The organism is Thermanaeromonas toyohensis ToBE, assembly GCF_900176005.1.
In the GTDB taxonomy this organism is placed as follows: domain Bacteria; phylum Bacillota; class DSM-521; order Neomoorellales; family Neomoorellaceae; genus Thermanaeromonas; species Thermanaeromonas toyohensis.
Genome location: NZ_LT838272.1, coordinates 3,224,697 through 3,249,027 on the forward strand (window position 1 = coordinate 3,224,697; position 24,331 = coordinate 3,249,027).

Genomic DNA, 24,331 nt, shown 5'->3' on the forward strand with positions numbered 1-24,331 from the left:
CTACTGCAGGGCACGGTAGGCATTAACCCTTCCTACCGGGGTGTCAAACCCTGTAGTAGGATCTACAGCCCTTTCTATCCGCCACCTCACTTCTCCATTTTTCAAGTAGGGATACCGGGCCCATACTAGGGCTGCTGTACCAGCTACATGGGGGCTAGCCATGGAAGTTCCTGATAAATAGTCATACCCTAAGGCTATCCCATACTGGTGAATGTAATTATCATGGTTAGGGGTAGTGGAGAAAATATCCACACCCGGGGCAGCAATGTCTACCCAAGACCCATAGTTAGAGAAGAAGGCCCGGGTATCCTCTTGGTCCGTAGCCGCTACAGCCATACACTTGGGATAGGCTGCCGGGTAGAAGGGGGAAGAAGTATTATCATTGCCTGCTGCGGCTACTATTATAACCCCCTTGCTCCAGGCAAAATCCACAGCTCTCTCTAGGACTTTAGAAGGACGGGTGCCTCCTAGGCTTAAATTGATCACTTTGGCTCCGTTTTCTGCGGCCCAAAGGATACCCCGGGCCACCCAACTGTAAAAACCTTGTCCTTCGTCACCCAAAACTTTAACGTTAAAGAGAACAGTGCGATATCCTAGCCCAGCTACCCCTAGTGCATTATTGGTAACCGCTGAAGCTATGCCAGCCACATGGGTACCATGGCCGAATCTATCATCAACAGTACGGCTATTGCTAAAATTAACATTGGCAACCACCTGGCCAGCCAGGTCCTCATGGTCTTGGTCAATACCAGTGTCTAGGATAGCTATGGCTACTCCTTTGTCTCCAGTGCTCAGGTCCCAAGCTTCCGGGCCCTGGATCTGTGTCATACCCCATTGTTTCGCGAAGTAGGGATCATTAGGTATAAAAACAGCCCTGGCTATATAATCAGGTTCCGCAAACTCAACATGTGGGTTGCGGCTATAACTGGCTGCCTTCTCTGCTGCCTGGCCTTGAGGTACTTCTACTACTTGTACCCCCAATTCAGGGATAAATTCAACTACCCGCCCACCATTCTCCCTATGTACCTTGTCTATTTGGTCCTGGGGTACATTAGAAAAGAATTTAACCAGAACTCGGTCCCCAAAGGAAGCTTGATTTGGAGGCCTAGGCGGAAGGAAAGGTCGGGGAGCCGCCATGCCTTTAAAGGAGGGCCCCAGCCAATACAAGAACAAAAATATAATAACGCCTGCTCCCGTAAGTATTCTAATTAAACTTTTCTGCATTTTTGTCTACTCCTTTCTAGCAGAAGTCTACTTAAAATCTTATTCTCCCGGCCCCTTCAAGACCCTTAAGCATTATTCAAGGTTAAAGCTTTAAATCCATGGCTTAACCTTCCAAGGATAATTTTAACATATCTTTTTAAACCTTTTAAGCCCCCGCCAGTTTTCAAACTTACCCGAAGGGTTTTTAAAAAACATAAGGGTAACCCTAAGGTTTACGTCCTTCGGCAGTGCGGGTATTTTCGGTTACCCCCGCCACCCGCCTGAGGAGGAGATCCAGCTCAGCAGCAGTAACTCTAGGCGAGCCTACATTAATGCGTGGTAAATTTAAGGGATTACTATGGCGTGTAATTACTCCATACTGGGTGGTAAATATAAGCTTAAAACCCAGACGGGCTGCTATATCCCGGGCTTTACTGCTAGCCCGCCCGTAAGGCCAGGCCAAGGCATAAATTGTATGGCCTAGGTTATTCTCTAACTCCTGTTTGGCTTTTGTAAGATCTTGCAAAACCCGTTTCTCAAAGTCTTGGTCTGTCTCCCCCGCCAAAGGTCCCTCTAAAAAGGGACGCAGCACCCCATCCCTTCCCCGGCCAAAATGGTGTTGATTGTAAGTATGGGAATGGATGGCTATCCCTTGGCCTTCCATTTCCCTAGCTTCCAACCAACCAAAATGGTGTAAGTTGTTTATGGTCTTTCCCATATAAGCTCCTATCACAAAGACTACTGCCGGCATCTTACGATACCTTAGTTCAGGAAAAGCTACTTCGTAAACGCTACTGTAACCATCATCTATCGTTATAAGTACAGCGTTAGGGGGAAGGGGACGGCCTTCAAAAAAATTTAGTAAGTCCTCGAGTGTAATAACCCGATAACCTTTACTAGCCAAAAGCTCCAAATGGCTCACTAAACGCTCACGGGAAATGGTAACATCGCTCTCTGGGGAAGCAAAGTGATGATATATTAAGGCCACCACCTTATCCCTGTACAATATCGGACCTTCGGGGGTAGCTGGCCCTTGTCCATTAGTTTTCCCAGCCCTAGGAACTTCAGCAGGAATAATATTTTCAGGAACATTAGACGTTACTAAAGTAGAGGATACCAGATGGCTTCGGTACTCGGCCTTCGCGCGATTAACTTTGGAGTAACGAGCGGCTACGGCCCGATATTGGATGGCCAAAAGGAGAAAGGCTATAACACAAAATATTATGGCAGGATAGAATTTTTTCATAGACTTTCTCTTTCTCCTTATGAATTCAATTTTTTCTCAAGCGGACCGCATCGTAGACTTAGGGTAAAAAAAGAAAGGCCCTAATGTAGACTGTTGGCTATATTCTACCACGTTCTTAAAAAAGAGCCAAGATACAAAAAGCCCGGGTTATCCCTAAGTTCTGTTTTAAGCACCTGCCTGTTAAAACAAATTTCAAGCTTAAAAACGGTCAAGCTTTACGGCCCCGGAGATAAGGACTAAAAAACTATAGTTTGGATGCTGGAAATAAGAAGGAACTGCAGATTCCGTTAGCGAAATAACATTAAAGTAGACCTGGAAATAGCGAAAGGGGGATGGAGATGGGAGATGCTATCTTCGTACAAAAATCAGGGTTATTAGGGGTAGGAATAGTAGCTAGATGCGGTGTTTTAACCCCTAATCAGCTTTCCGGGCTTGCACGGTTGGCCCAGGAGCTAGATTGTAAAGCCTGTAAACTCACTACCCGACAGACCTTAATTTTCCTCCTACCAGAAGATAAGCTCGAGGCATTAAGAGCGGGAGTAGAAGCTTTAGGGCTCCGGATAGGCGTATTCGGGGAGATCGTCCGCAATGTAAAAGCCTGTGCAGGAAGCAGTGAATTATGCCAGCGGTCACTGGCGGATGTGTATGAACTAGCAGGAAGACTACAAGATAGATTTATGAACCGGCCAGTGCCTAATGATTTTAAGATCTCCGTGGCTGGTTGCCACCGGGGTTGTACGGAACCCTTCTGTGCCGACTATGGGGTGGTTGCTACTGGGGAAGACCGTTATAACGTATATTTAGGGGGGCGCGGGGCGAGCAAGAAGCCTGTACATGCCGCCCTGCTAGCAGAAGGTATAAACTCCGAAGGAGTTATTGCCCTCTTAGATTACATATTGGAACGGTATACCGCTTTGGCCCAGCCTAAGGAAAGGTTATGCCATACCATAAGCCGGGTAGGCTGGGAAGCCTTCCAGCCTCCAGAGGAATTATTAAGGAAGTTCCGCCAGGAAGAAGAAAGGGATTTCCTCAATTTCTTGGCTCAAGTATCCATGGGGGAGAAGATAAACAATGTCGGCTAGGGATATAAATGCATCCATCTTACGCCAGGCTGTGGATAAATGCTGTAAGACAATCGAGGAGTGCGGTACCTGTGAAAAAGCTACCTGCCTCATCGGTTTTGCCCAAACTGTCTTAGATTATGCCCGGACTAAAAATACTACCCGTGTGCCCCAAGGCCACAAATTCATCCCAGAAAACGATCTTCGGGTTTACTATGAGGATGAACTCCTAGAGGCCATAAGCGAAGTTCTCCTCCAATGCCAGAGCTGCCAGGATAACCATGAGGAAGATTGTGTAATAAATATAGCCCGCCGGTGCTTGGAAAGAGCCCTTTTAGGTGAATATGTAGATTTTAGCGGGAGTATTACCGCCTACCTCGTTAGAATAGCTAAGTTATACCCAGGGATAGGGCAAAAGCTAATAAACCTTTACCAGGAAAAGAAAAAGGCTCCTACCACCTTAAAATAAGTAAGTTAGTTAACTTTCCAGGGGCAGGCTGGTAACCGGTTGCTGGGAGATGGCTACTTGGGCGAAAGAAGTAACCCTTAGAGCTTGTAGAGGCTTAAGGGGTAAGTTATAAGCCTAAAAGAGTCTACAAACTAAAAGGGCTTACTTTATTTTTACTTTATTTATAGAGATAATTATTGTGGAAGCACAAATTATAAGGATAAAAGAAGGTAAGAGAGAATTAACTGGCCGGCTCAGGAGCTAAGTCCACGAATTTAGTAAACTCAGGCAAAAAGGCCATCTCCACCGTACCGACAGGCCCATTTCTATGTTTAGCCACTATTACTTCAGCAATCCCTTTTTTATCGGTATCGGGATCGTAATACTGGGGACGGTAAAGGAAAATAATTACATCGGCATCAGCCTCAATAGCCCCGCTTTCCAGGAGGTCAGCCATAACCGGCCGCTTATCCTGCCTTTGTTCTACTCCTCGGTTAAGCTGGGAGAGGACCAAAACAGGTACGTTTAGCTCTCTAGCTAAGGCTTTGAGGGCGCGTGAGATTAAGGCTATCTCCTGCTGGCGGTTGTCCACACGCCGGTGGGCCTGCATAAGCTGGAGGTAGTCGATGACCACTAGCCCTAGACCGCATTCAGCTTGTAACCGGCGAGCTTTAGCTCTTACTTCCATGACAGTTATGGCTGGGGTATCATCTATGTAGATAGGAGCCTCAGCTAAGAGGCTAGCCGCACTAACTAGCCGGGCCCAATCATCTTCTTTAAGAAATCCTGTGCGCAGCCGGTGTTGTTCTACCATGGCTTCGGCCGCCAGCATCCGTTGAACCACTTGGTCCCGGGACATTTCGAGGCTGAAGATAGCCACTGGTACTTTCCTTTTTAAGGCCACATTTTGGGCTATATTTAAACAAAAGGAAGTTTTACCCATACCAGGCCGGGCAGCACATATTATGAGGTCTGAAGGTTGGAGGCCAGAAAGAAGCCGGTCTAAGTCGTGGAAAGTAGGCAGGCCTGTAACTTCTCCCTTGTGGGTGGCTACCCGCTCCAGTTGCTGAAAAGTGTTTACCAGAACTTCCCTTATGCTCACAAAACCCTCCCGGTAACGGCCCCCTGCTACTTGTAAAATGAGCCTCTCCGCCTCATCTATTATTTCCGCCACATCGCCATCCTCATCATAGGCCCTTTCCGCTACCCTATGCGCAACCTGGATGAGCTGGCGCAGGGCAGCCTTCTGGGCCACAATACGGGCATAATAACCCGCATTGGCCACACTGGGAACTACTGTAGTCAAGGTAGTGAGGTAAGAAGCTCCCCCTACAGCCTCTAGCTCACCCCGGCGTCGCAGCTCTTCTGTAACCATAAGGAGATCTATAGCTTCCCCCCGGGCCTCCAGGTCCAAAATAGCGCGGTAGATGAGCCGGTGGGCCTCACGATAGAAATCTTCCACCCGCAAGATTTCAGCGACCTGTAAAAAGGCATCCCGGTCTAATAATATAGCCCCTAGAACGGATTGTTCAGCCTCCAGGCTATGGGGCGGCAGCCTCTCTAAAAGTTCCTTCAATCAGCTTCACCCCTTTTTACTTTTGGGGTAGCAGCAAAAATTACTCCAATAAATGTTCTAAGGCTTCGGCCACGGTAGCGACAGGTATAACCTCTATACCCGGCAATTCCTGGGGCACTTCTGCTGCATTGGCTTGGGGAAGGATAACGCAGCGCATCCCGGCTTGCCGGGCGCCATAAATTTTTTCCACAATACCGCCTACAGGTTTAACTTTACCTTGAATGGAAATCTCGCCGGTCACGGCCACATCCTGTTTCACCGGGCGTCTTTGTACAGCACTTATAATAGCTGCAAGAATAGCCAGGCCTGCGGAAGGCCCGTCTATATTGGCTCCGCCTACCACGTTTACATGCACATCATAATCGCTAAGGTCTTGCCCAGTGAGGAGGCGAAAAACAGCTACAGCATTGAAAACAGAATCCCGCGCCATGCTACCTGCCGTTTCGTTGAAACGAAGGTTCCCCTTTCCAGGTTCCCGGGCCGGAAAGGCAATAGCTTCTACTTCTAAGATCGAGCCTACAAACCCTGCTACAGCCAAGCCGAAGACCCGGCCTACCTCCGGTTGTTCCTGGGCCCGGGCAGTAACCAGAGGGGCCAAGCGCGCTGCTCTTACCACTTCTAAAACGTGATCCACAGTAATTACCTTGCGTCGGCGTCCTTTCTTTTTGTATTGTTGGTATAAGGCCAGCCCATAGGCATCGGCCAGGATGTTCACCGCCTTACGGCCTTCTAAAGTATATTCGGCGATAAGTGAGGGAACAGCCGGCTCAAGCTTTACCCCTAATCTCTCTGCCGCTTGCCGGACTATGGTTTCGATCTGGAGAGGAGTAAGGGGCTCAAAAAAGACTTCGGCGCAGCGCGAACGCAAAGCGGGGTTAAGTTCCTCCGGGTCACAGGTAGTGGCCCCTATAAGAATAAAATCTGCCGGGGCTCCTTCTTCAAAAAGCTTCTTTATATACTGCGGGACGTTTTCATCCGTAGGATCATAATACGAGGAATCGAATTTAACCCGTTTATCCTCCAACACCTTAAGAAGCTTATTCAGAAGCAAGGGATCCATTTCCCCGATCTCGTCGATAAACAATACCCCTCCGTGGGCCTCCGTAACCAAGCCCAGCTTGGGTTCAGGCACCCCGCTTTCAGCTAGGTCCCTACGGGCTCCTTGGTAAATGGGATCATGAACCGAGCCCAACAAAGGGTTGGTGACCTCCCGCGGATCCCAGCGCAAAGTGGCCCCATTCACCTCTACAAAAGGCGCGTCTGGTCTGAAGGGGGAAGTACTGATCTTTTTAGCCTCCTCCAGGGCCAGCCGAGCAGCTGTGGTCTTACCTACTCCTGGTGGTCCATATATTAAAATGTGTTGGGGATAAGGAGAAACCAGCTTAGCCAGAAGAGCCTGGATAGCTTTCTCCTGGCCTACGATTTGGTCCAGGCTCTGGGGCCGTAGGACTTCCATGGCTGAACGGGCTAGCTTCACGTGCTCCATTTTTTCTAACGTGGCTAGCTTTTTTAACGTATAAGGGTTCTCCGGTCCCCCATTTTCCTTAAGGATCTGGCGGCGTATCTCCTGAAGGTACTCCTCATGCCGCTCCTGCATTTTTTCGGCTACCCGGCGTTCCAGATTGTCCTCCACCGAACGCCGGGCAATAAAATCAGCCAGTTCCTCCTGGATATCCTGTAAGATCTCGGGTATAGCTTCTAAGGGTGGCACTGTATCTATAGTAGGATCCTCATAGACCAGCTTCTGGAGGGCCAGGACCCGCTCCGGAAGCTTATCGGATTGCAGGAGTTCTAGCGCTTCTAGCTTGCTCGCCTTTAAAACCACCTTATCTGTTCCAAAAATATCACAAAGAATCCCGTACAGGGCGCTGACCTGTCGGGAAAGGAAATCGTACTCTCCATGGAAAAGCGTTCTAGCTTTAACCTTCTTAGACATTCCCTTAACCCCTCTCTGTAACCACCTCAACCGTTATCCTGGCCTGCACTTCGGGATGCAGGCGCAAGATTACGGGATAGGAGCCCAACAACTTAAGGGGCTCCTCTAGTTCAATTTTACGTCGGTCTATGGAAATATGAAAGGTGTTTTCTATTGCCTGGGCTATTTCTTTATTGGTAACTGAACCAAAAAGTTTTCCTCCTTCACCCGCTCGGGCAACTACAGTTATCGTAGAACCCTCTAAAATCCGCGCAAGCCTCCTAGCTTCTTCTAGCTCTTTTTGCTTTTTCTTGGCCTCCCTATCTTTCTCCCGGTGCAGTTCCTCAAGCCGCTCCTCGGTAGCGGTTACCGCTAGTTTTCGGGGCAAAAGATAATTTCTAGCATAGCCATCTGCCACTTCCACTACGCTACCGCGCTTACCCAGCTTGGGAACATCTTCTAGGAGAATAACCTTCATGAAAGTTTTAGCCCTCCCTTTAATTAAGATTATTAGCTGCCGGTGGGCTGCCGTCGCCAGCCTAGCAAGGTATCCATTAAACCCAAACCCATAAGTAGTAAAAGGCCTAAGGGCAGGTTAAGCAAAAGAAAAAGGAATACCATAAATTTTAAAGCTCCTGCCCAGGGAAAACGGTGGACCCAAAAGGCTACCACCGCCAGCCCATTTCCCGCCAGTAAAGGAAAATAAAGATATAGTATGTTCATCCCCGCAATTTTTAAAGTTGTTAGCTGCCAGTAGTCTCCAGCTAGCCATAGGGCTAAACCGGCAATGAAGCCCCATATAGCGTACCAGGGGAGTTGCCAGTACCGAAAAGGAGGAAGGGTTCTCGTCCTTAAATTTAGCCGCCGCAGTATAGCCTCAGCAACCAAGTAATTAATTAAGGCTAAAAGAAGGGAAACCATAACCAGCATACCAGGTATTAAGAGCCTAAGGTAAGTTACAGTAACCTCTAAGGAACGGCGCAGGTCCTCCAGCGTGTTCCCCTGCTGCAAAAACCTTTCGAGTAAACCGGAACGCCGGTAAAAATCTAAGATATGCTCGGGCATATACTGTAGGTCCTTTAAAAACTGAAGGGAAGACCATCCTAAAATTTGGGAGGAAAGAAGTAAGGTAAGGAGCAGGGAAAAAAGGACCATAAGGCTACCCGCTATAACCATGGGCCCTGGCGAAGCTTCCCTTTTAAACAAGTAGCCGTAAAGCAGGCCCAACCCGGCAAACTGAACGAGCAAAAAAAGGGCTGTCAACAATCCGCTGAAAATGCTCACTAAAATACCGGCTACTAAAGTAGCCAATACCCCGGTACGCAGGTCCTGGCGCACCACTAGCACTACTATAGGAACCATCCATAGGACGTTAGTCACTACCTGTAAGGGTGGTAGCAAAATACCTAATAAAGCCAGGACTGCTGCTAAAGCAGCCACTAAAGCCCCCTCAGCTAAAGGGGCCAGAGCACTGCGTTCGCCCAAAGATTAAACATCCTCCCTTTTAAGGCTTATTATAATGGCCAGGGATATAAAGGAAAGAGGGAGCAGCTTAAAGTATAGCCCCCTCCATCCACTCTAGTTCTTCATCCCTTCACATTATAACAAATATCTTCCGGGACGTTATTCCACTGTAAAGGGCAACAAAGCCATGATCCGAGCCTTTTTTATGGCTCGAGTAAGCTGTCGTTGATGCCGAGCACAATTTCCAGTAATCCGGCGAGGTATTATCTTGCCCCGTTCGGTAATGTATTTGCGCAGCCTATTCACATCCTTATAATCCACCTGCTCAATCTTATCCATGCAAAAGCTACAGATACGTTTCCGGCCACGCTTGCGGTCGCGTGCCAAGTTCCCTCACACTCCTTTAAGCTTAACTTTAAAAGGGGAGGTCATCTTCTCCCAACTCTACCTCCGTCCCTAGATCACTTAAGTCAGGGAAATCGCCTATTTCTTCTACACCTGTGCTCGCTGCCCTATCTTTAGGCCAGTCTAGGAAACGGACATCATCAGCTACTACTTCCGTAACCTGCCGCCTCTGGCCATCGGATGTCTCATAAGTACGCACCTGGAGGCGCCCCTCTACAGCCACCAGACGTCCTTTGCCAAGATGGCTAGCACAGGTTTCAGCCAGCCTACGCCATAAGCTTATCCGGATAAAATCCGTTTCTCGCTCACCCTGCTGATTTACGTAGGGGCGGTCTACAGCTAAAGTAAAATTAGCTACTGCCACCCCATTGGGCGTATAGCGCAATTCCGGGTCCCGTACCAAGCGACCAATAAGGATCACCCGGTTTAACATGGCCCTCCCCCACCTTCGGCCAACTTTTTAAATACCTTTTATTCTAAAAAGAACGTTAGCTGGCTTTTTCCTCCAGGCGAGCAATAAGGTAACGGATAACTTCATCGGTGATTTTGAATACACGCTCTAGTTCTTGAGCTATAGCTGGCGTACCCCTAAATTGCATAAGGACATAATAGCCCTCCCGGTATTTCCGCACCTCATAGGCCAGCCGCTTCTTACCCCATTTATCTACCTGGATGATCTCGCCGCCGTTCTTTTCTACCAAATTGGTAAACTTGTTTACCACTGCTTCAATCTGCTCAGCCTCCAGGTCGGGCCTTATAATGTAAAGGGCTTCATAGCTGCGCACATTCTACACCTCCTCCCTATGGACTAAGCGGCCCCACCCTTAAATAGTGGAGCAGGGAAGCATTTTCCGGTGTATTATAGCATACCAGGCCAGCCTAAGCAAGGGCTAAAAAATTTCAAGCCAGTTTTAGCCCCGTTCTAAAGTACGGGTCAACTCATTGATGGCAGCAGTTAAAGTATCAAGCTTCTTTTCAAAGCGAATTAAAAGATAGAAGGCTATAACCATGGGAAATCCATAATTCCCCACATAAGTCCAAAGGTCTTCCACAACGGTTCTCCCCTTCCGTAGAAATTAAACTACAAGCGGAGGGCTCCTCCGCTCCCTTGTCTAATTATTGCTGGGGAGCGTGGAGAGAAACCCTCCGTCTTAAACCATTTCCCTCTTTAAACCATAAAAAATCCCTTAGCCCTTATAGCAGGCCCCTGCGAGAAGGAAAGCCCTATCAAGTTTAAAGTTCTAGGACTAAAATTTTCTAGACTGTAATAAGATCCGTGATCTCTCGGCTCACCACTCGAGCTCCCGCAATGGCTACCAAGTCTCCCCCGCTGGAGGTGAAGATATTGCGGCTAAGGATAAATTCCATGGTAGCCTGCACCTCGCCTGAGGTGAGGTCAGCCCGGGGATCCTGTACCGTCAAGGTTATTCGCCGGCCGGATGCATTCTGGAAGATGAGCTCCAGCCGCTTAGAAAGCATTATGTTCTCCTCCTTTAGTTTCCCTTATTTTTCTGTACTGTTCTTTTCTTCTCCTCTTTTAAGCGCCAGAACTTAGGTTGTTTTCGTTTACCCTGGTGATGGTTGCTACCGGGTGTACCTGAAGCCGGGCTAAGGCCTGGGCTACATCGAAAATATCTTGATCTGAAGCCCCTGGTTTCACCCGGTTATAGGTACGTGCCCGATAGATGGGCTCCCCGCCGTCACCCGTACCTACCTGTAGGGTGAGGCGTAAGGAGCACTCTACAGGTGTGACTACTACTGCCATGACCGCTCACCTCCTTCTGCCTTCCAAGTTTAGCAATCACCACCCTTTTCCAACAAAAAAAGCCCCTTGGAAAAAACAAAAAAGGGAGATAGTAAATCTCCCTTTTTAAGATCTTATTCCATAAAATTATCCTGAGGATACGTAGACTAAACTAAAGTATAATCCCCTACGGAAAGGAGCATAAACCTTAACCTCGCCCGCCAGGCTGTTCTACAACTTTTTTAAGGCTTTTCTCTAATTTAGAGCGCGGAATAAGGATAAGGCGGCCACATCCTAAGCACTTAAGCCTAAAATCCATACCGGTACGCAAAATCTCCCAGCGATTACTGCCGCACGGGTGCATCTTGCGCAATTCTACAATATCGCCTAAATGTAACTCCATTATTAACCCGCCTCTCTCCTAAAAAGCAATCCAGCTTTACCTGTTAAGGCTACTTAGGTACCTTCTAAGGCTTTTAGGGCAACCTTGGCCGAAGTGCGTACCTGCCAAGAAGAGTCTTCCACAGCCCTTTTTAGATAGGGCAAGGCTCTTAAGTACTTTAAGCGGCCTAAAGTATAGGCTGCAGCTGCCCGCACCTTGGGGTCTTCGTCAGTCAAAACACGTAGAAGCTCCTCTCCCGCTTCCTCAAGGCCTGCCTCACCCAGGGCTCGGGCCGCCGCCACCCGAATAGCAGCCTTATGGTTTTTAAGCCCCCAGGTAAGATAGGGCAAAACCTGGGGTCCCCCAATGGAACCCAGGATCTCTAAGATGCGGGCAACAATCTCTGCAGGAACTTTCTCTAAAAGAGAGGCAAGATACGGTATACTCGCCTCTCCAAAGGCCACCAACACCTGGGCCACGCGGGCAGGAGGGATCTTCCCCTGAGGTTCAGCCAAGGCTAGCGCCAAAGGCTCTAGACAACGTGGGTCGCGCAAGTAGACTAGACCCGCGGCAGCAGCCATTTGTACGGCCTCGTCCCGGTCGGCCAGGGCGGAAAGCAAAAGCCCCAGCGCCCGGCTTTGGCCTAAGATACCAAGGAGCTCAGAAACTGAAGCCCTCGCCTCACTAGAACCTGCCTTTAATAGACCTAGCCACTCCTCCACCAGACCTTCTTCCTTAAACCATACTTTAAGGTTTGCTTGGAGCGAGGAACAAAGGCTAGGCCAGCAGGCCAAAATAAGTTCTGCTGCCTTCTCCGGCTTCAAGCGTCGCAGAAGCCGCTTCAACTTAGGTGATAGTCGCCGGGCCTGGGAGAGCTCTCTCTTTAATCTTTCTGGGTCAATATCCTTCTTAACCCACCAGCCGAGCAAAGATTATCCCTTTCTCCTTCTTAAAGGGTTATGACCTTCTCGGCAGCTAGCAGATGTTCCATGATAGTGTACATATTAGTTATGCTACCTACGCAAAGCTTCTCTTTAAGCTGATAGTAATCAAGGCAGGTACCACAGGATAGTATCTCTACCCCCCGCTGTTCCAGGCTAAGAAGGCTGGCCAGGGCCGGTGAACCTTCACAACAAAGCTTTACCCCGCTATTGATGAACAAAAGGCGCCGGGGGATGACTTCGCCCTCGGCTAAAGTTTGGAGAAAGTTGCGCATTAACAATTCGCCCAGTTCTTGCGACCCCCGTCCTAAGGAGTCGGCGGTGATTAAGATGACCTGGCCCGGGTGAAGGCTAAGCTGGGTGGCGGGTACCCCTTCCTTGCGGATATGGATGTAGTAGTCGGTGCCCCTTTGTTCTACCTCCACAGCGCAGTCTAAACTTCGGGCCAGCTTTACTACATTATCCCGCGCTACTTCATTATCTACTATAGTAACCACTTCCCCGCCATCCTTTAAAGCCTCGAGGGCCTTCTTCGTATTAATTACTGGCTGCGGGCAAGCGAGTCCACGGGCATCCACAGTAGTTTCCAAATCCATCCCGCCTTTCATGGGAACTAGAATCCGCTTTAATACTTCGACACGTAGGCCTTTTTACCTCCTCTTTAAAGCAAAATCTAGGGCTTTAGCTCCGCAAGAAGGCTCCATAAGCCCGGTAGGCCATGAAAATATCCACTTTGCTGGCTATCTCTAAGGGAGCGTGCATAGAAAGGAGGGGTGGGCCACAATCGGCCACCTCGGGTCCGAAATAGGCTAAATATTTAGCGATGGTGCCACCGCCACCTTGATCTACTTTGCCTAATTCACCGCTCTGCCAGATCACACCAGCGTTATGGAATATGGCCCGCAATTCAGCCATAAACTCGGCGCTAGCGTCGTTAGCCTCATATTTGCCCCGGTAGCCGGTATATTTATTGAGCACTACTCCGCGACCCAACAGGGAAGCATTATGCTTATCAAAAACCCCCTCATAAGTAGGATCCAAACCTGCCGTCACATCAGCAGAGAGGGCTTTAGAGGAAGCCATAATGCGTCCCACAGTCAAAATATCAACCTGGCCAGCCCGAGCAGCCAGCTCCGTAACCACCTGCTCCAAGAGGCGAGACTGGGCCCCAGTATTACCGGTACTCCCGATCTCTTCTTTGTCTACCCATAATACAATGGCAGTATGCTGGGGATGCTCTATCTCCAGCAGGGCCTGAAGGGCAGTGTAAGCGCATACGCGGTCATCCTGACCATACCCGCCCACCATGCTGCGGTCCAACCCTAGGTCGCGGGCCGGTCCAGCTGGCACTAGCTCTAGTTCAGCTACGATAAAATCCTCCTCTACCAGGCCAAAGCGTTCGTGGAGGATCTTTAGGATATTTAGACGAACTTTCTCTTTTATATCCTCGCCGGGGTAAGGGATGTTGCCCACCACCAGGTTCAGGTCGTCTCCAGTTACGGCTTCTTCCATGTTTTTCTTCATTTGCTCTTTGGCCAGATGGGGGAGCAGATCGCTTATGCTAAATATGGGATCGGACGGGTCTTCCCCGATCACAATTTCCCGCCGGGTACCATCCCTTAAAATGGCTACCCCGTGCAAGGCTAAAGGAAGGGCCATCCATTGATATTTTTTGATGCCACCATAATAATGGGTTTTAAGAAGGGCTAACCCCCCACTCTCGTACAAAGGCAGCGGTTTTAAATCCAGGCGGGGAGAATCAATATGGGCACCCACCAGGCGTAAACCCCGGTCTAAAGGAGCCTCCCCGGCCACACCCAACACCAAAACCTTTTGCCTCCATTCCCAGAAAAATTTAGTTCCTGGCGCAAGCCCCTGACCAGGGGAAAGGCTATTTAGAGCTACAAATCCCTTTTCCCTTGCTAAACTTAAAGCCAACCGTACAGCTTCCCTTTCTGTCTTAGCTTGGGTTAAAAAGCTTTTATATCCCTCACAAAAGTTAAATACAGCCTCCACTTCTCCTGGCGCTAATCTCTCCCAGGCGCTCTTTTCGGGGAGGCCAAGCTCTGCCTTTAGTTTCTTGGCATCTTCTGTCATATCTTTTCCCTCCTTAAAAGTTAAATTTTAACTTTTCTGGGCTCCCCATATTAAATTCTCTCAAAGTCTCACCTATAATCTCGCACCTTCCTTAGATGTTGACTAATCCCCTTAGCCAGGAAAAAAGATCAAGAAGAGGGGGAGTAAGGCGGGAAGCCGATAGTTCCCGGGCTACGGGCAAAAGGAACGGAAACTTCAGAAACCATCCTTTCTCTATCCCTAATTCTAGGATACCTAAAACCAAGGAAAGATATATGGCCTGACTCGCTAAACCTAAGGCTAGTCCTAGCAACCGGCAAGACAGGCCCCAAGGTGCCCATCCCCAGCTATGAGTTAGCCAAAGGCTCAAGCGCCTTAGAATCCAAAGGGAAATATAAAAAAGCACAACCATGGCCAATACCTTAAGCAGCCCTAAAGCCAACTGGCGAGCTAAAGCTTCTCCCAAAGTAACTGGTCTACCCCCATTCTGTTGAATGGCTTCCCATAGGCCGGCCTTAAAAGAAGGCGGCAAGGGCCAACCGGAAAGCCAAGCATCCACCTGTTTTATAACTGGTACGCTCAATTCTTGGTCGAGGATAAAGCGCGGCAAAGGCAAGTAAGGGGCCAGCCAACTGGCCATTTTACCAGAAATTTTCCAGCTATCATCGGCCCAGCGGATGAGGGGCCCCGCTAGGTTTAAGGATATAAAAACACCTACCAGGTACCCCACCAGTCCAGTTGCGAGCTTAGCAAAGCCGCGGCGGTATCCTTGAAAACCTGCCCAACCTAAGCTTAAGATAAGAAAGAGATCTGCATAATTCACCGGTAAGAATGCTCCTCCCCAGGGAAAAGACCTTCCCGCACCTCTTTAGCAATACTCCTCCAAGGCCCTAACGATCTCCCGGCCTATCTTTAGATTCCTTTAAGCTCCAGGCAAGGTTATCTTCCCACGGGCCATTCCAAACTTTCCCCTTTCTTAGAGAGTCCTAGGAGTAATTATAACAAGAAAATCCCCGCTCCGGGGATTTTCTTGGTTCTTCCACCTGTTCGGGGATCTCCGGCGGCGCGGTCCGGGGATGGGGGGTAGTAGCTGGTTGCGGTGTTTCCCCCGGCCATTCCGGGGAATCAATACGATTATACAGGGTACCCACCTCCTTAGAGCCGTCCTAGGCGCCTTCCCAAACTAAGGTGCCTTTCCAACTAAAATATCCCCTTGTGTAAAAGAAGCTATACCCCTCCTTGACCCTTAAGAGTCCAGTAATTGCTTACATAGGCTAGGGAGAGCATATAGCCATACGGCTAAAAAGTCCGGTTCCTTACCTTTGAAGGTCTCCCTTTAACGCAGGTATTCTACCAAATAGACTAATAAAGCAGCTATACCCCCCGCCATAAGGGGGCCTACTGGTATCCCCCCAAAAAAGGCCACACCAATGATAGACCCGATGATCATACCGACCATCATATGGGGGTACCGCTTAAGGAGCTCTAATCCCTGATAATTAAGCAAGGTAGCCAAAAGCCCACTTAAGATGGCTATAAGACCGGTGGTACTGGTAAAGGAACGCAGAATCTCCACCGGCGCCACCCGTCCATAGGTGAAGGGGATGAGAACCGAAACAACTAAAAAGATAAGCCCCACCTCTAGCGCCCGGCGCTCTAGTAAAGGGAAAAAACGCTCTAGACTAGCAAACTCCAAAAGTAAGAGGGCAGCCGCTGCTGCCGCAATAATGTTAGAGCGCCCCAAAATACCTAAAAGCATAATGAGGAGCAGGAGGAGGGTGGAAGTGTTCATAAGGAAATCCCCTTGCGGCCAGGCTTCCTAGGCAATTATATGCCCCTTCCCCTCCCAAATAGTCCCCGCCGGGCTGCCACCAGAAGAGGTATCCGAAATATACTTCCCAAGGTAAGAGGACTTTTTAGAGTTAATCCCCCGCCGAATATTTTTTTACTAGGCCGCCATTATAGACAGGAACTACCTTTAAAATGCCTACTTGGGAGCTGTATTCTAAATCGGGCCCAAAACCCAATTCCAGGAGTTGAGCTCCGTGCAGGCTCTGCTTCAGTACCTTAAGGATGTCCGTCCTGACAGTACGATAAAACTCCCTAGCAGCTAGGGCGCCATCCCTCAATATGTAATTCCCCTTCTTTTCTAGCTCGCTTACAAGTAGACCTGCTGTCAAAAAATCCTCCAAGGAAAAGCGATCCCGGGTTCCCGCGCATAGAATTGTTATATCCCCTCCACCCATCCCGACCACCGCTTCCGCAACTGCTGGAGCATTTATCAAGGCAGCCAGAAGCACCAGGCGAGCTGGGGTCGCCTTCCGGATGGCCCGGGTACCGTTGGTAGTAGTCATGATGATCCTCTTCCCCTGTACTATTTCTGGCGTATACTCCAGGGGAGAATTTCCCAGATCAAAGCCCGGGATTTTTACCGCCCCTCGCTCGCCACCTAAAAGAACCCGTTCATCCCCTAACCGTTCCCTCATTTCGATGGCCTCTTCAGGGGTAATAACGGGTATAATCTCCAGGCAACCCGCATCCAGGGCGGCAGCGATGGTGGTGGTAGCCCTTAAGGTATCCACTACGAGGACAACTTTTCCGTTTAAGCCTTCATCAGTAGCGCTCGTAATGGTGGGAAATACATCTATTTCCAACCCTAACCCCTCCAACCTCGGCTCCTGTAAACTAGAATGGTACTTTGTAATAGTTTAGGGCCTGAGCGAAGATATTCTCCGCCCCGGCCCTGATTCCTCCTCACATACTAAGAAATTGCAGATTTTAAAGTAGCCCTTAAAGTATCGCCACGTAAGCCTACCCGTAAGGCCTCCAGAGCCAAAACATCCTGGGGTTGTACATTACCTAAGTTTACATTGGGACCAAAACGCAAGATAAGCTCCTGTTGTTGGTGCTTTTGAGGTGCTTCCCAAATTATGTCCTCCAGCCGTTCTATTCTGCCAGCCAAAAATTCCAGTTCCTCCTCCTTAAGGGCCCCGCGGCTATCAAAGATAACTACCCCCTGGCCTGATTCCCGGCCTTCTACAATAACCTTATAGGCTCCATCCTCTAAATCCCGCCGGATCTGGGCCAGGATAACTGTATTCTCCAGGCTATCCCGAGGATCCTTTTTGCCCACCTCGCTTAAAACCCCTAAGCCCAGTTCTCGTGCCCGGCGAATAGCATAAGTTCTCATTTCTTGGCTTAAAGGTATAGTCCCATCAGAAACTTCAATAAAAGTATAGCCCAATTCTTTAGCCGTCTGCAAGTAAAGTTCTAGCTTCCCTTGCCAGCAAGCTACTTCCAAGAAAGTACCCCCAGGGAAAATATCTATACCGAAGGAGCGTACCAAGCGGATCTTCTCCCGTAACAACTCTGCCGGGTAAAATAGGGAGGTGCCGAAACCAAGCTTTAAAAAATCAATATAGGGTGCGGCCACCTTTAAAAGGTCATGCAGTTGAGCCAAACCTAGCCCTTTATCAATGACCATGGTTAATCCCTGATCCCGGGGTTTTTGCTGGCGGCCTGGTAAAGGAAACTCTAAAATGCCGTGCCAGCCACCGCAAGGCAAATCCTTCTCTATCACTTCTACTTTCGCCTCCTCGTGAAGCAAAGTTCTAAAACTTAACTTCCTGTTTACTTTATTCTATAGGCTTCCCCGAGGAGACAATCTAACGGTGTAACCCGTAAAAAATAAGGCCCACCCCAGCCAAAATAATAAAAAATTTACCTGGTGCTATCTTCCCCGCCAAACCCCACAAGCCTAGGGCTGTAACAACTATCATTATAGTAGGGCCTACAAGGGCTAAAACAGCATTTATTTTTAAAGCTGTATCTACCCGGTTAAACTTAAGCATAAGATAGGCAGCCGTCATTTCTACCAGGCTAGAAAAAAAGCGTAAGCCTGCCATGCCCAACACGTATTTATCGAGAAAAAAGAAAAACATGGTAGTCCCTCCCGTAAATCTTGTATGCCGGGTCGGGACAAAATAGAAGCAGGACTTAAAAAAGGGGTGATACAGCTTTGCAATCTTCCATGCGGCTTCCCTTTGCCCTCCTGTGCACTGTTCCCTTTATTATGGTGCTGGGAAATTCTATGCTCGTTCCCCTGCTACCTAAGATGAAGGAAGTTATGTCTGTAAGCCTCTTCCAAGTAAGCCTTTTCATTACCGCCTTTTCCCTTCCAGCCGGGATCACCATCCCTTTCGCTGGCTTTCTATCCGACCGCTTCGGCCGCAAAATAATTATGGCCCCCGCTCTTATCCTTTACGGTACTGGGGGGCTCCTGGCTGGAACGGCAGCCCTCCTAACGGCGCGACCTTATTACCTTATCCTAGGTAGCCGCATCCTTCAGGGTATAGGCGCCGGAGGAACTTATCAGCTAGCCATGGCCCTGGTAGGCGATATATTCCAGAGCAACGAACGGGCCAAAGCCTTAGGATTGCTGGAAGCTTCCAATGGGCTGGGTAAAGTTATAAGCCCTATCGCTGGGGCGCTCCTAGGATTAATAGCTTGGTTTGCGCCTTTCTTCGCTTACGGTTTCTTAGCCATTCCTATAGGGCTAGCCATATGGTTGATAGTACGCGAACCCAAGCAGGGCATAGGCCAGCACCGCACTATAGAGAGCTATTTCGGAAGTCTTAAGCAAATATTTAAGGAGAAAGGGGCTGGCTTGCTAGCTTGCTTTCTTGCTGGTATGACTGTACTTTTTCTTTTGTTTGGTATTTTAAGCCTTGTAGCTGATAATCTGGAGGCAAAGGGCTGGGAAGGGCTTCAAATAGGGTTGCTCCTCGCCCTTCCCGTAGGTTCCATGGCCTTGACTTCCTATCTCTGCGGTAGTTACTTACAAAAAAAGAATGCCCAAATATTAAAGATAACCCTGGTAACCGGTTTAAGTGTGGTAACGGGCGCCCTTCTCCTTATGGCTTTTAAACTACCTTTATATCTTTTTTTGATAGTGCTCATCTTTTTAGGTGTGGGTACGGGAAGTGTCCTTCCTGCGGTGAACACCCTTATCACCAGTGCTGCTTCCGCCTCCCAGCGTGGAGGTATCACCTGCCTTTATGGTTCTATGCGGTTTTTAGGAGTAGCCCTAGGTCCCCCTGTTTTTGGTCTTGCAGCCAGGGGGGGCCTCTTTCTTTGGGTTCTGGCGGCAGCTCTAACTTTCGTTATAGCTCTGCTTACCGCTTTCCTGGTCCATGTCCGGGAAATGCTACCGCCCGACCTCCTCACCCAGCCTTAAATTTAGCTTAAGCCTAAACCTCTTTATTCTTAGCCTTAACTCAATCATTTAGCTCCTTTCTTTCCCCAGTTTCCAGATAAATAGCTTCTTCGGCAATGTTGGTGGCATGATCAGCAATGCGCTCTAGGTATCTGCTTACGAACAGGAGATAAGTGGCCTGGGTGATGGTGCGCGGATCCTCCATCATAAAGACTAATAATTCGCGGAAGATTTGGTTGTGCAGATGGTCAACCTGATCATCGCTTTCGGCCACGGCATAGGCTAATTTTACATCACCGTGGACATAGGCATCCAGGGCCTGCTTGACCATATTCTGGGCCAGCTCCGCCATACGAGGTATATCTATCAAAGGTTTAATAAGGGGCTGGCCCGTGGCTATGATTCTATTGGCCGTCCGGGCGATGTCTACTGAATAATCGGCTATTCTTTCTAGATCAGTAATGATCTTAAAGCCAGCAGCGATCTTTCGTAGATCCTTAGCCATGGGCTGTTGAGTAGCGATAAGCTTAAGGCACTGGTCCTCGATCTGAAGCTCCAGCTCATCCACAATAGTATCTCCCTCGATGACTTCATTGGCTATTTTGGAATCCAGCTTAGCCAGGCTTTCCACCGCTTTGGCTATCACCTGCTCCACGATACTCCCCATGCGTAATATCTCCTGCTGAAGGCTTTCTAAGGATTGGTGGAAGCTCTGACGAATGCTACCCGCCATGATCCCATCTCCCTCTAGGGTTTCTGCGGTATTATGCATATTATATTCCACCTCCTTTATTCTGTCACCTGCTGTTCTTTTATGAATATTGTATACTTTGATATTGTATCTCTTGCTTTGTGCTCCTCGCCTAACCAAAACGGCCCGTGATGTAATCCTCGGTACGCTTGTCCCGCGGCCGGGTAAAAATGATGGCTGTATCATCGCACTCTACCATCTCGCCGTTTAAGAAAAAAGCAGTGGTATCCGACACCCGGGCTGCTTGCTGCATATTATGGGTGACAATCACAATGGTATATCTTCCTTTGAGGGACAAAACCAACTCTTCTATTTTTAAGGTGGAGATGGGATCTAGGGCAGAAGAGGGCTCATCCATAAGGATCACTTCTGGCTCTACAGCCAAGCAGCGGGCGATACAGAGGCGCTGCTGCTGTCCTCCGGAGAGGCTTAAGGCGGAAGCCTTCAAGCGATCTGCTACTTCGTCCCACAGGGCGGCAGCTTTTAAGCTCTTTTCTACAATTTCATCTAACTGCCTTTTCTTGGTTATACCGTGCACGCGGGGGCCATAGGCCACATTATCATAAATGGACATGGGGAAGGGGTTGGGTTTCTGGAAGACCATACCTACCCGCTTTCGGAGGGCTATAACATCAGTACCAGGGGCATAAATATTATGGCCATCCAAAAGTACTTCTCCAGAGAGGCGCGTGTTTTCGATAAGATCGTTTAGCCGGTTTAAGACCCGGAGGAAGGTGGATTTCCCGCACCCAGAAGGTCCTATGAGGGCGGTGACTGAATTTTCCTGGATAGTTAAGTTTACATCCTTGAGCGCCCAGGTACTCCCGTAGTAAAAATTTAAATTTCTGACTGTTATTTTAGCTTTAGCCATGAAACCCTCTACCTTACTGCTAGTTTCCCTTGTAATTATAAGGTACTCCTATTAAGGGTGGATTAGTAGTTTGTTAAGCTTAAGTTAAAGTTGATGGGGATGGCAAGCTAGGCATAAAGTATGGTAATGGGCTGGATGAAAAAGCGGTGGCAGGGCTATATTTAACCTGCCACCGCGCTGTAACTCCTCTAAGTTCTTTCGAATTTAGGATAATAACCCGGGTTAGAATAATCCCTTGACCACACCGGTTTCCACGTCCACGTCGATCCTCCGGAAGGCGGGATCCGAAGAGGTACCAGGTACTAACCGGATCTCGCCGCAAAGGGGAACGAGGAACTTGGCACCGGCAAAGACCAGAACATCCCGTATAGGCAAGGTCCAACCCTTAGGTACACCTTTAAGGTTGGGATCGTGGCTTAAGCTTAAGTGTGTCTTGGCCATCATAGTGTAGAAGTCTGGATACTTTTCCTGGAGAACCTTGGCCTTGGCTTCGGCAGCTGGTAGCCATTGCACGCCGTCTGCACCATATACTTCGCGGGCTATGACCTCTACCCTCTGCATGAAAGGCATCTCTAAGGGGTAGAAGAATTTGAAATCTACCTCTTCCCGACAGGCATCGATAACAGCATCGGCTAGTTCCAGGGCCCCATCGCCGCCATACCTCCAATGATTGCTGATGGCGCACCGCGCCCCAGCCTGCTCAACGTACCGCCGTACAAGCCTGTGCTCTTCTTCGGTATCGGTCGGGAAGGCATTAATACATACTACCGGCTTGACCCCCGATTTCTTAACTATACCGATATGATGGAGAAGATTCTCGATACCTTTTTCTAACAGGGGGAGATTTTCCTTGGTATAGGCTTCATCCAGGGGCCGTCCAGGTACCACAGCAGGCCCGCCACCGTGCATTTTAAGGCTACGGACCGTAGCTACAATAACCGAGACATTGGGTTTAAGTCCACTGTGCCGGCATTTGACGTTTACAAATTTTTCAAAGCCTATGTCTGCTCCAAAACCACTCTCCGTACAATGGTACTCGAAAAGCTTAAGGCCTATACGGTCACCTATAATAGAAGATTGACCGACAGCTATATTGGCAAAGGGACCGGCATGGACCATTACGGGCTGGTACTCGGCCGTCCAGCATAAGGTGGGATTAATGGACTCCCGCATAATGGCGCACATGGCGCCAGCTACTTCCAAGTCTTCGGTGGTGATAGGGTTACCTTGCCGGTCATAAGCTACAATTATACGGCCCAGGCTTTCCCGTAGATCCTTAAGGTCCCGGACCATAGCCAAGATGGCCATAAGTTCCGAGGCCACGCTCACCATAAAACCGGACTGCATAGTAACGCCGTCCATTTCATTGCCCAAGCCGATGACAATGTTCCTTAAGGCTTGAGCGCCCAGATCCATCACCCAGCGCTGCTCTATCTTCTTAGGGTGAATGTTAAGCCGTCTTAAACCTCGCTTGGCCAATTCTTCATCGGTATAGTTAGTCTCGTGTTGCATACGGGCCGTTAAGGCTACCATCATGAGATTATGGGCATTGGTGATGTTGTTAATATCACCAGTCAAGCCTAAAGAAAACTCCGTCATAGGTATGAGTAAGGCATTGCCTCCACCAGCAGCAGTGCCCTTGATGTTAAAAGTAGGTGCACTAGAAGGCTGGCGGATACAACCGCCCGCGTTTTTACCCCTTTTAGCCAGGCCCTCTATGAGCCCTAAAGTGGTAGTTGTCTTGCCTTCCCCTAAGGGGGTGGGGGTGACCGCCGTAACTTCGATGTACTTGCCGTCAGGCCTGTCCTTAAGCCTTTGTAGAATCTTCATGTAATCCAACCGGCAAAGCCTACCGTAAGGGATTACCTCATCCTTCTCTAGTCCAAGCCTGTCCGGTACCTCCTCGGGCTTAGGCATGTTTTTTTCTGCTTCTAAAGAAATCTGCCAGTCAGGCATTTGAGTAGGATCCCAGGGCATCGAATTATCAACCTCCCTTGCAAGAAATGGTCTAGCCATCTGGCCGGTTATTCTCCTAAAAATTATTTCGCCAAGAAAGGGACAGTTCCTTCTATAAAACTTTGATATAAAACTTTTATGAGGATAAAAAATTAAACTTAGTAAATCCAAAAAGTAAACCTAAAAAATATGCCCTCCCCAACCACATTAAACTTGTAAAAGCTCCAAACTTAAATCTAGGGCAGAAACGCTATGGGTTAAGGCACCCACAGAAATAAAATCGACTCCTGTGGCGGCCACCTCCGCTACCCTATCCAAAGTAATGCCCCCGGAAGCTTCCACCAGGGCGTATCCTTGAGCCAGCTTTACTGCTTCCCGCATTTCCGCCACCTCCATGTTATCAAGCAAAATAAGATCGGCTCCGCCCTCTAAAGCCTCAGCCACCTGTTCTAGGGTCTCTACCTCTACTTCCACTTTCGTAGTAAGGGGTATGACCTCCCGCACCCGCCTTATGGCCTTAAGAATACTCCCGGCCGCCTTTATGTGATTATCTTTAAGGAGTACGGCATCCCCTAGATTCCACCGGTGGTTGATACCGCCTCCTATACGTACGGCATATTTATCTAGAAGCCTAAGACCGGGCACAGTTTTACGAGTATCGCATATCCGGGCCTTATAGGGTTTAACCTTTTCTACATATAGAGAAGTGAGGGTAGCGATGCCAGACATGCGTTGGAGGAAGTTTAAGGCTACCCGTTCACCACCCAGGATAGCCAGCAAAGGCCCCTCCACCCGGGCCACCTCTTGTCCAGCTTGTACACGCGTACCTTCCGGTACAAGCGGAATAAAAGTACAACCAGGGGGACAAAGCTTAAAGGTAAGCTCAGCCACCGGGAGTCCGGCGATGATACCTTCTTGTTTAGCTAGTATCGTTCCATAGCCCTTGTCAGCAGAGGTAAAGAGGGCCAGACTGGTTATATCCCCTACTCCTAGGTCTTCTTCCAAGGCCCGGCGAACTATTTCCGTTACCGCAAGTAAGTTAAGCATATAGAACTACCAACCCCCCATCCAAGGATT

At 49.0% G+C, this 24,331-nt stretch carries 28 protein-coding genes; 3 read left to right on the forward strand and 25 right to left on the reverse strand.

From position 1 onward, the window contains the following. The gene (locus tag B9A14_RS16250) at positions 1-1,224 is read right to left on the reverse strand and encodes a S8 family peptidase (protein ID WP_084666856.1); all 1,224 of its coding nucleotides are present in this window, start codon (positions 1,222-1,224) and stop codon (positions 1-3) included. A gap of 205 nt (positions 1,225-1,429) precedes the next feature. Further along, complete coding sequence (locus B9A14_RS16255; RefSeq protein ID WP_084666857.1) at positions 1,430-2,449, reverse strand: polysaccharide deacetylase family protein; 1,020 nt, start codon at positions 2,447-2,449, stop codon at positions 1,430-1,432. Positions 2,450-2,787: 338 nt separating this feature from the next. On the opposite strand from B9A14_RS16255, the gene B9A14_RS16260 reads away from it, so the two are divergent. After that, positions 2,788-3,531: an NAD(P)/FAD-dependent oxidoreductase gene (locus B9A14_RS16260; protein ID WP_084666858.1), complete on the forward strand. Its 744-nt coding sequence runs from the start codon at positions 2,788-2,790 to the stop codon at positions 3,529-3,531. After that, positions 3,521-3,979, forward strand: coding sequence for a hypothetical protein (locus B9A14_RS16265; protein ID WP_084666859.1), 459 nt, complete (start codon positions 3,521-3,523; stop codon positions 3,977-3,979). The genes B9A14_RS16260 and B9A14_RS16265 overlap by 11 nt, the downstream gene beginning before the upstream one ends. Before the next feature lie 220 nt (positions 3,980-4,199). Here the strand turns inward: B9A14_RS16265 and dnaB are convergent, their stop codons facing one another. The 19 genes from dnaB to B9A14_RS16360 all read right to left on the reverse strand — a co-directional run bounded on the left by dnaB (position 4,200) and on the right by B9A14_RS16360 (position 18,402). Further along, a complete protein-coding gene (gene dnaB / locus B9A14_RS16270) occupies positions 4,200-5,534 on the reverse strand; it encodes a replicative DNA helicase (protein ID WP_084666860.1) in 1,335 nt (444 codons plus the stop codon). Positions 5,535-5,574: 40 nt separating this feature from the next. Further along, entirely contained in the window at positions 5,575-7,470 is a 1,896-nt protein-coding gene (lonC, locus tag B9A14_RS16275; protein ID WP_084666861.1) for a Lon family ATP-dependent protease, read from the reverse strand. A gap of 4 nt (positions 7,471-7,474) precedes the next feature. Then, a complete protein-coding gene (gene rplI, locus B9A14_RS16280; RefSeq protein ID WP_084666862.1) occupies positions 7,475-7,927 on the reverse strand; it encodes a 50S ribosomal protein L9 in 453 nt (150 codons plus the stop codon). 32 nt (positions 7,928-7,959) lie between these two features. Further along, the gene (locus B9A14_RS16285) at positions 7,960-8,934 is read right to left on the reverse strand and encodes a YybS family protein (RefSeq protein ID WP_084666863.1); all 975 of its coding nucleotides are present in this window, start codon (positions 8,932-8,934) and stop codon (positions 7,960-7,962) included. A gap of 138 nt (positions 8,935-9,072) precedes the next feature. Further along, complete coding sequence (gene rpsR / locus B9A14_RS16290; protein WP_084666864.1) at positions 9,073-9,300, reverse strand: 30S ribosomal protein S18; 228 nt, start codon at positions 9,298-9,300, stop codon at positions 9,073-9,075. Positions 9,301-9,328: 28 nt separating this feature from the next. Then, positions 9,329-9,751, reverse strand: a complete 423-nt coding sequence (locus tag B9A14_RS16295) for a single-stranded DNA-binding protein (RefSeq protein ID WP_084666865.1) — start codon at positions 9,749-9,751, stop codon at positions 9,329-9,331. A 55-nt stretch (positions 9,752-9,806) separates the two neighbouring features. Next, positions 9,807-10,103, reverse strand: a complete 297-nt coding sequence (gene rpsF / locus B9A14_RS16300) for a 30S ribosomal protein S6 (protein WP_084666866.1) — start codon at positions 10,101-10,103, stop codon at positions 9,807-9,809. Positions 10,104-10,229: 126 nt separating this feature from the next. After that, entirely contained in the window at positions 10,230-10,370 is a 141-nt protein-coding gene (locus B9A14_RS16305; RefSeq protein ID WP_084666867.1) for a YvrJ family protein, read from the reverse strand. Positions 10,371-10,575: 205 nt separating this feature from the next. Continuing rightward, positions 10,576-10,797 carry a DUF2922 domain-containing protein gene (locus B9A14_RS16310; protein ID WP_084666868.1) on the reverse strand — a complete coding sequence of 74 codons (222 nt, stop codon included), beginning with the start codon at positions 10,795-10,797 and terminating at the stop codon, positions 10,576-10,578. A gap of 58 nt (positions 10,798-10,855) precedes the next feature. Continuing rightward, complete coding sequence (locus B9A14_RS16315) at positions 10,856-11,083, reverse strand: DUF1659 domain-containing protein (protein ID WP_084666869.1); 228 nt, start codon at positions 11,081-11,083, stop codon at positions 10,856-10,858. 187 nt (positions 11,084-11,270) lie between these two features. Next, positions 11,271-11,465, reverse strand: a complete 195-nt coding sequence (locus B9A14_RS16320; protein WP_084666870.1) for a DUF951 domain-containing protein — start codon at positions 11,463-11,465, stop codon at positions 11,271-11,273. A gap of 53 nt (positions 11,466-11,518) precedes the next feature. Next, positions 11,519-12,373, reverse strand: a complete 855-nt coding sequence (locus B9A14_RS16325) for a HEAT repeat domain-containing protein (protein WP_084666871.1) — start codon at positions 12,371-12,373, stop codon at positions 11,519-11,521. Positions 12,374-12,393: 20 nt separating this feature from the next. Further along, positions 12,394-12,993: a sulfurtransferase-like selenium metabolism protein YedF gene (gene yedF, locus B9A14_RS16330; RefSeq protein WP_231967844.1), complete on the reverse strand. Its 600-nt coding sequence runs from the start codon at positions 12,991-12,993 to the stop codon at positions 12,394-12,396. A 73-nt stretch (positions 12,994-13,066) separates the two neighbouring features. Beyond that, positions 13,067-14,482 carry an aminopeptidase gene (locus tag B9A14_RS16335; protein ID WP_084666872.1) on the reverse strand — a complete coding sequence of 472 codons (1,416 nt, stop codon included), beginning with the start codon at positions 14,480-14,482 and terminating at the stop codon, positions 13,067-13,069. A 91-nt stretch (positions 14,483-14,573) separates the two neighbouring features. Beyond that, complete coding sequence (locus tag B9A14_RS16340; RefSeq protein ID WP_084666873.1) at positions 14,574-15,284, reverse strand: CvpA family protein; 711 nt, start codon at positions 15,282-15,284, stop codon at positions 14,574-14,576. A gap of 513 nt (positions 15,285-15,797) precedes the next feature. Beyond that, on the reverse strand, positions 15,798-16,253 hold the full coding sequence (locus B9A14_RS16345; RefSeq protein ID WP_084666874.1) for a DUF441 domain-containing protein: 456 nt from the start codon (positions 16,251-16,253) through the stop codon (positions 15,798-15,800). A gap of 130 nt (positions 16,254-16,383) precedes the next feature. Next, positions 16,384-17,115, reverse strand: coding sequence for a 2-phosphosulfolactate phosphatase (locus tag B9A14_RS16350; protein WP_172839194.1), 732 nt, complete (start codon positions 17,113-17,115; stop codon positions 16,384-16,386). Positions 17,116-17,222: 107 nt separating this feature from the next. Beyond that, on the reverse strand, positions 17,223-18,038 hold the full coding sequence (gene comA, locus B9A14_RS16355; RefSeq protein WP_487251166.1) for a phosphosulfolactate synthase: 816 nt from the start codon (positions 18,036-18,038) through the stop codon (positions 17,223-17,225). Between the two features lie 88 nt (positions 18,039-18,126). Further along, on the reverse strand, positions 18,127-18,402 hold the full coding sequence (locus B9A14_RS16360; RefSeq protein WP_084666876.1) for a YqhV family protein: 276 nt from the start codon (positions 18,400-18,402) through the stop codon (positions 18,127-18,129). An 89-nt stretch (positions 18,403-18,491) separates the two neighbouring features. Here B9A14_RS16360 and B9A14_RS16365 point away from each other — a divergent pair, with 89 nt between their 5' ends. Continuing rightward, the gene (locus B9A14_RS16365; RefSeq protein WP_340631050.1) at positions 18,492-19,697 is read left to right on the forward strand and encodes an MFS transporter; all 1,206 of its coding nucleotides are present in this window, start codon (positions 18,492-18,494) and stop codon (positions 19,695-19,697) included. Between the two features lie 40 nt (positions 19,698-19,737). On the opposite strand, the gene phoU is transcribed toward B9A14_RS16365, so the two are convergent. From phoU to nadC, 4 genes are all read right to left on the reverse strand, one after another. Then, positions 19,738-20,448, reverse strand: a complete 711-nt coding sequence (gene phoU / locus B9A14_RS16370; RefSeq protein WP_277995829.1) for a phosphate signaling complex protein PhoU — start codon at positions 20,446-20,448, stop codon at positions 19,738-19,740. 91 nt (positions 20,449-20,539) lie between these two features. Next, on the reverse strand, positions 20,540-21,298 hold the full coding sequence (gene pstB, locus B9A14_RS16375) for a phosphate ABC transporter ATP-binding protein PstB (RefSeq protein WP_084666878.1): 759 nt from the start codon (positions 21,296-21,298) through the stop codon (positions 20,540-20,542). A gap of 222 nt (positions 21,299-21,520) precedes the next feature. Beyond that, the gene (locus tag B9A14_RS16380) at positions 21,521-23,275 is read right to left on the reverse strand and encodes a formate--tetrahydrofolate ligase (protein ID WP_084666879.1); all 1,755 of its coding nucleotides are present in this window, start codon (positions 23,273-23,275) and stop codon (positions 21,521-21,523) included. 186 nt (positions 23,276-23,461) lie between these two features. Beyond that, a complete protein-coding gene (gene nadC, locus B9A14_RS16385; protein ID WP_084666880.1) occupies positions 23,462-24,301 on the reverse strand; it encodes a carboxylating nicotinate-nucleotide diphosphorylase in 840 nt (279 codons plus the stop codon). Between the last annotated feature and the right edge of the window lie 30 nt (positions 24,302-24,331).

Excerpts from the sequence above, each read along its gene's own strand:
- B9A14_RS16250 (WP_084666856.1), bottom strand. The coding sequence starts at position 1,224 with ATGCAGAAAAGTTTAATTAGAATACTTACGGGAGCAGGCGTTATTATA.
- B9A14_RS16255 (WP_084666857.1), bottom strand. The coding sequence starts at position 2,449 with ATGAAAAAATTCTATCCTGCCATAATATTTTGTGTTATAGCCTTTCTC.
- B9A14_RS16260 (WP_084666858.1), top strand. The coding sequence starts at position 2,788 with ATGGGAGATGCTATCTTCGTACAAAAATCAGGGTTATTAGGGGTAGGA.
- B9A14_RS16265 (WP_084666859.1), top strand. The coding sequence starts at position 3,521 with ATGTCGGCTAGGGATATAAATGCATCCATCTTACGCCAGGCTGTGGAT.
- lonC (WP_084666861.1), bottom strand. The coding sequence starts at position 7,470 with ATGTCTAAGAAGGTTAAAGCTAGAACGCTTTTCCATGGAGAGTACGAT.
- rplI (WP_084666862.1), bottom strand. The coding sequence starts at position 7,927 with ATGAAGGTTATTCTCCTAGAAGATGTTCCCAAGCTGGGTAAGCGCGGT.
- B9A14_RS16295 (WP_084666865.1), bottom strand. The coding sequence starts at position 9,751 with ATGTTAAACCGGGTGATCCTTATTGGTCGCTTGGTACGGGACCCGGAA.
- B9A14_RS16310 (WP_084666868.1), bottom strand. The coding sequence starts at position 10,797 with ATGCTTTCTAAGCGGCTGGAGCTCATCTTCCAGAATGCATCCGGCCGG.
- B9A14_RS16315 (WP_084666869.1), bottom strand. The coding sequence starts at position 11,083 with ATGGCAGTAGTAGTCACACCTGTAGAGTGCTCCTTACGCCTCACCCTA.
- B9A14_RS16320 (WP_084666870.1), bottom strand. The coding sequence starts at position 11,465 with ATGGAGTTACATTTAGGCGATATTGTAGAATTGCGCAAGATGCACCCG.
- yedF (WP_231967844.1), bottom strand. The coding sequence starts at position 12,993 with ATGAAAGGCGGGATGGATTTGGAAACTACTGTGGATGCCCGTGGACTC.
- B9A14_RS16335 (WP_084666872.1), bottom strand. The coding sequence starts at position 14,482 with ATGACAGAAGATGCCAAGAAACTAAAGGCAGAGCTTGGCCTCCCCGAA.
- B9A14_RS16345 (WP_084666874.1), bottom strand. The coding sequence starts at position 16,253 with ATGAACACTTCCACCCTCCTCCTGCTCCTCATTATGCTTTTAGGTATT.
- B9A14_RS16360 (WP_084666876.1), bottom strand. The coding sequence starts at position 18,402 with ATGTTTTTCTTTTTTCTCGATAAATACGTGTTGGGCATGGCAGGCTTA.
- B9A14_RS16365 (WP_340631050.1), top strand. The coding sequence starts at position 18,492 with ATGCGGCTTCCCTTTGCCCTCCTGTGCACTGTTCCCTTTATTATGGTG.
- phoU (WP_277995829.1), bottom strand. The coding sequence starts at position 20,448 with ATGCATAATACCGCAGAAACCCTAGAGGGAGATGGGATCATGGCGGGT.
- pstB (WP_084666878.1), bottom strand. The coding sequence starts at position 21,298 with ATGGCTAAAGCTAAAATAACAGTCAGAAATTTAAATTTTTACTACGGG.
- B9A14_RS16380 (WP_084666879.1), bottom strand. The coding sequence starts at position 23,275 with ATGCCCTGGGATCCTACTCAAATGCCTGACTGGCAGATTTCTTTAGAA.
- nadC (WP_084666880.1), bottom strand. The coding sequence starts at position 24,301 with ATGCTTAACTTACTTGCGGTAACGGAAATAGTTCGCCGGGCCTTGGAA.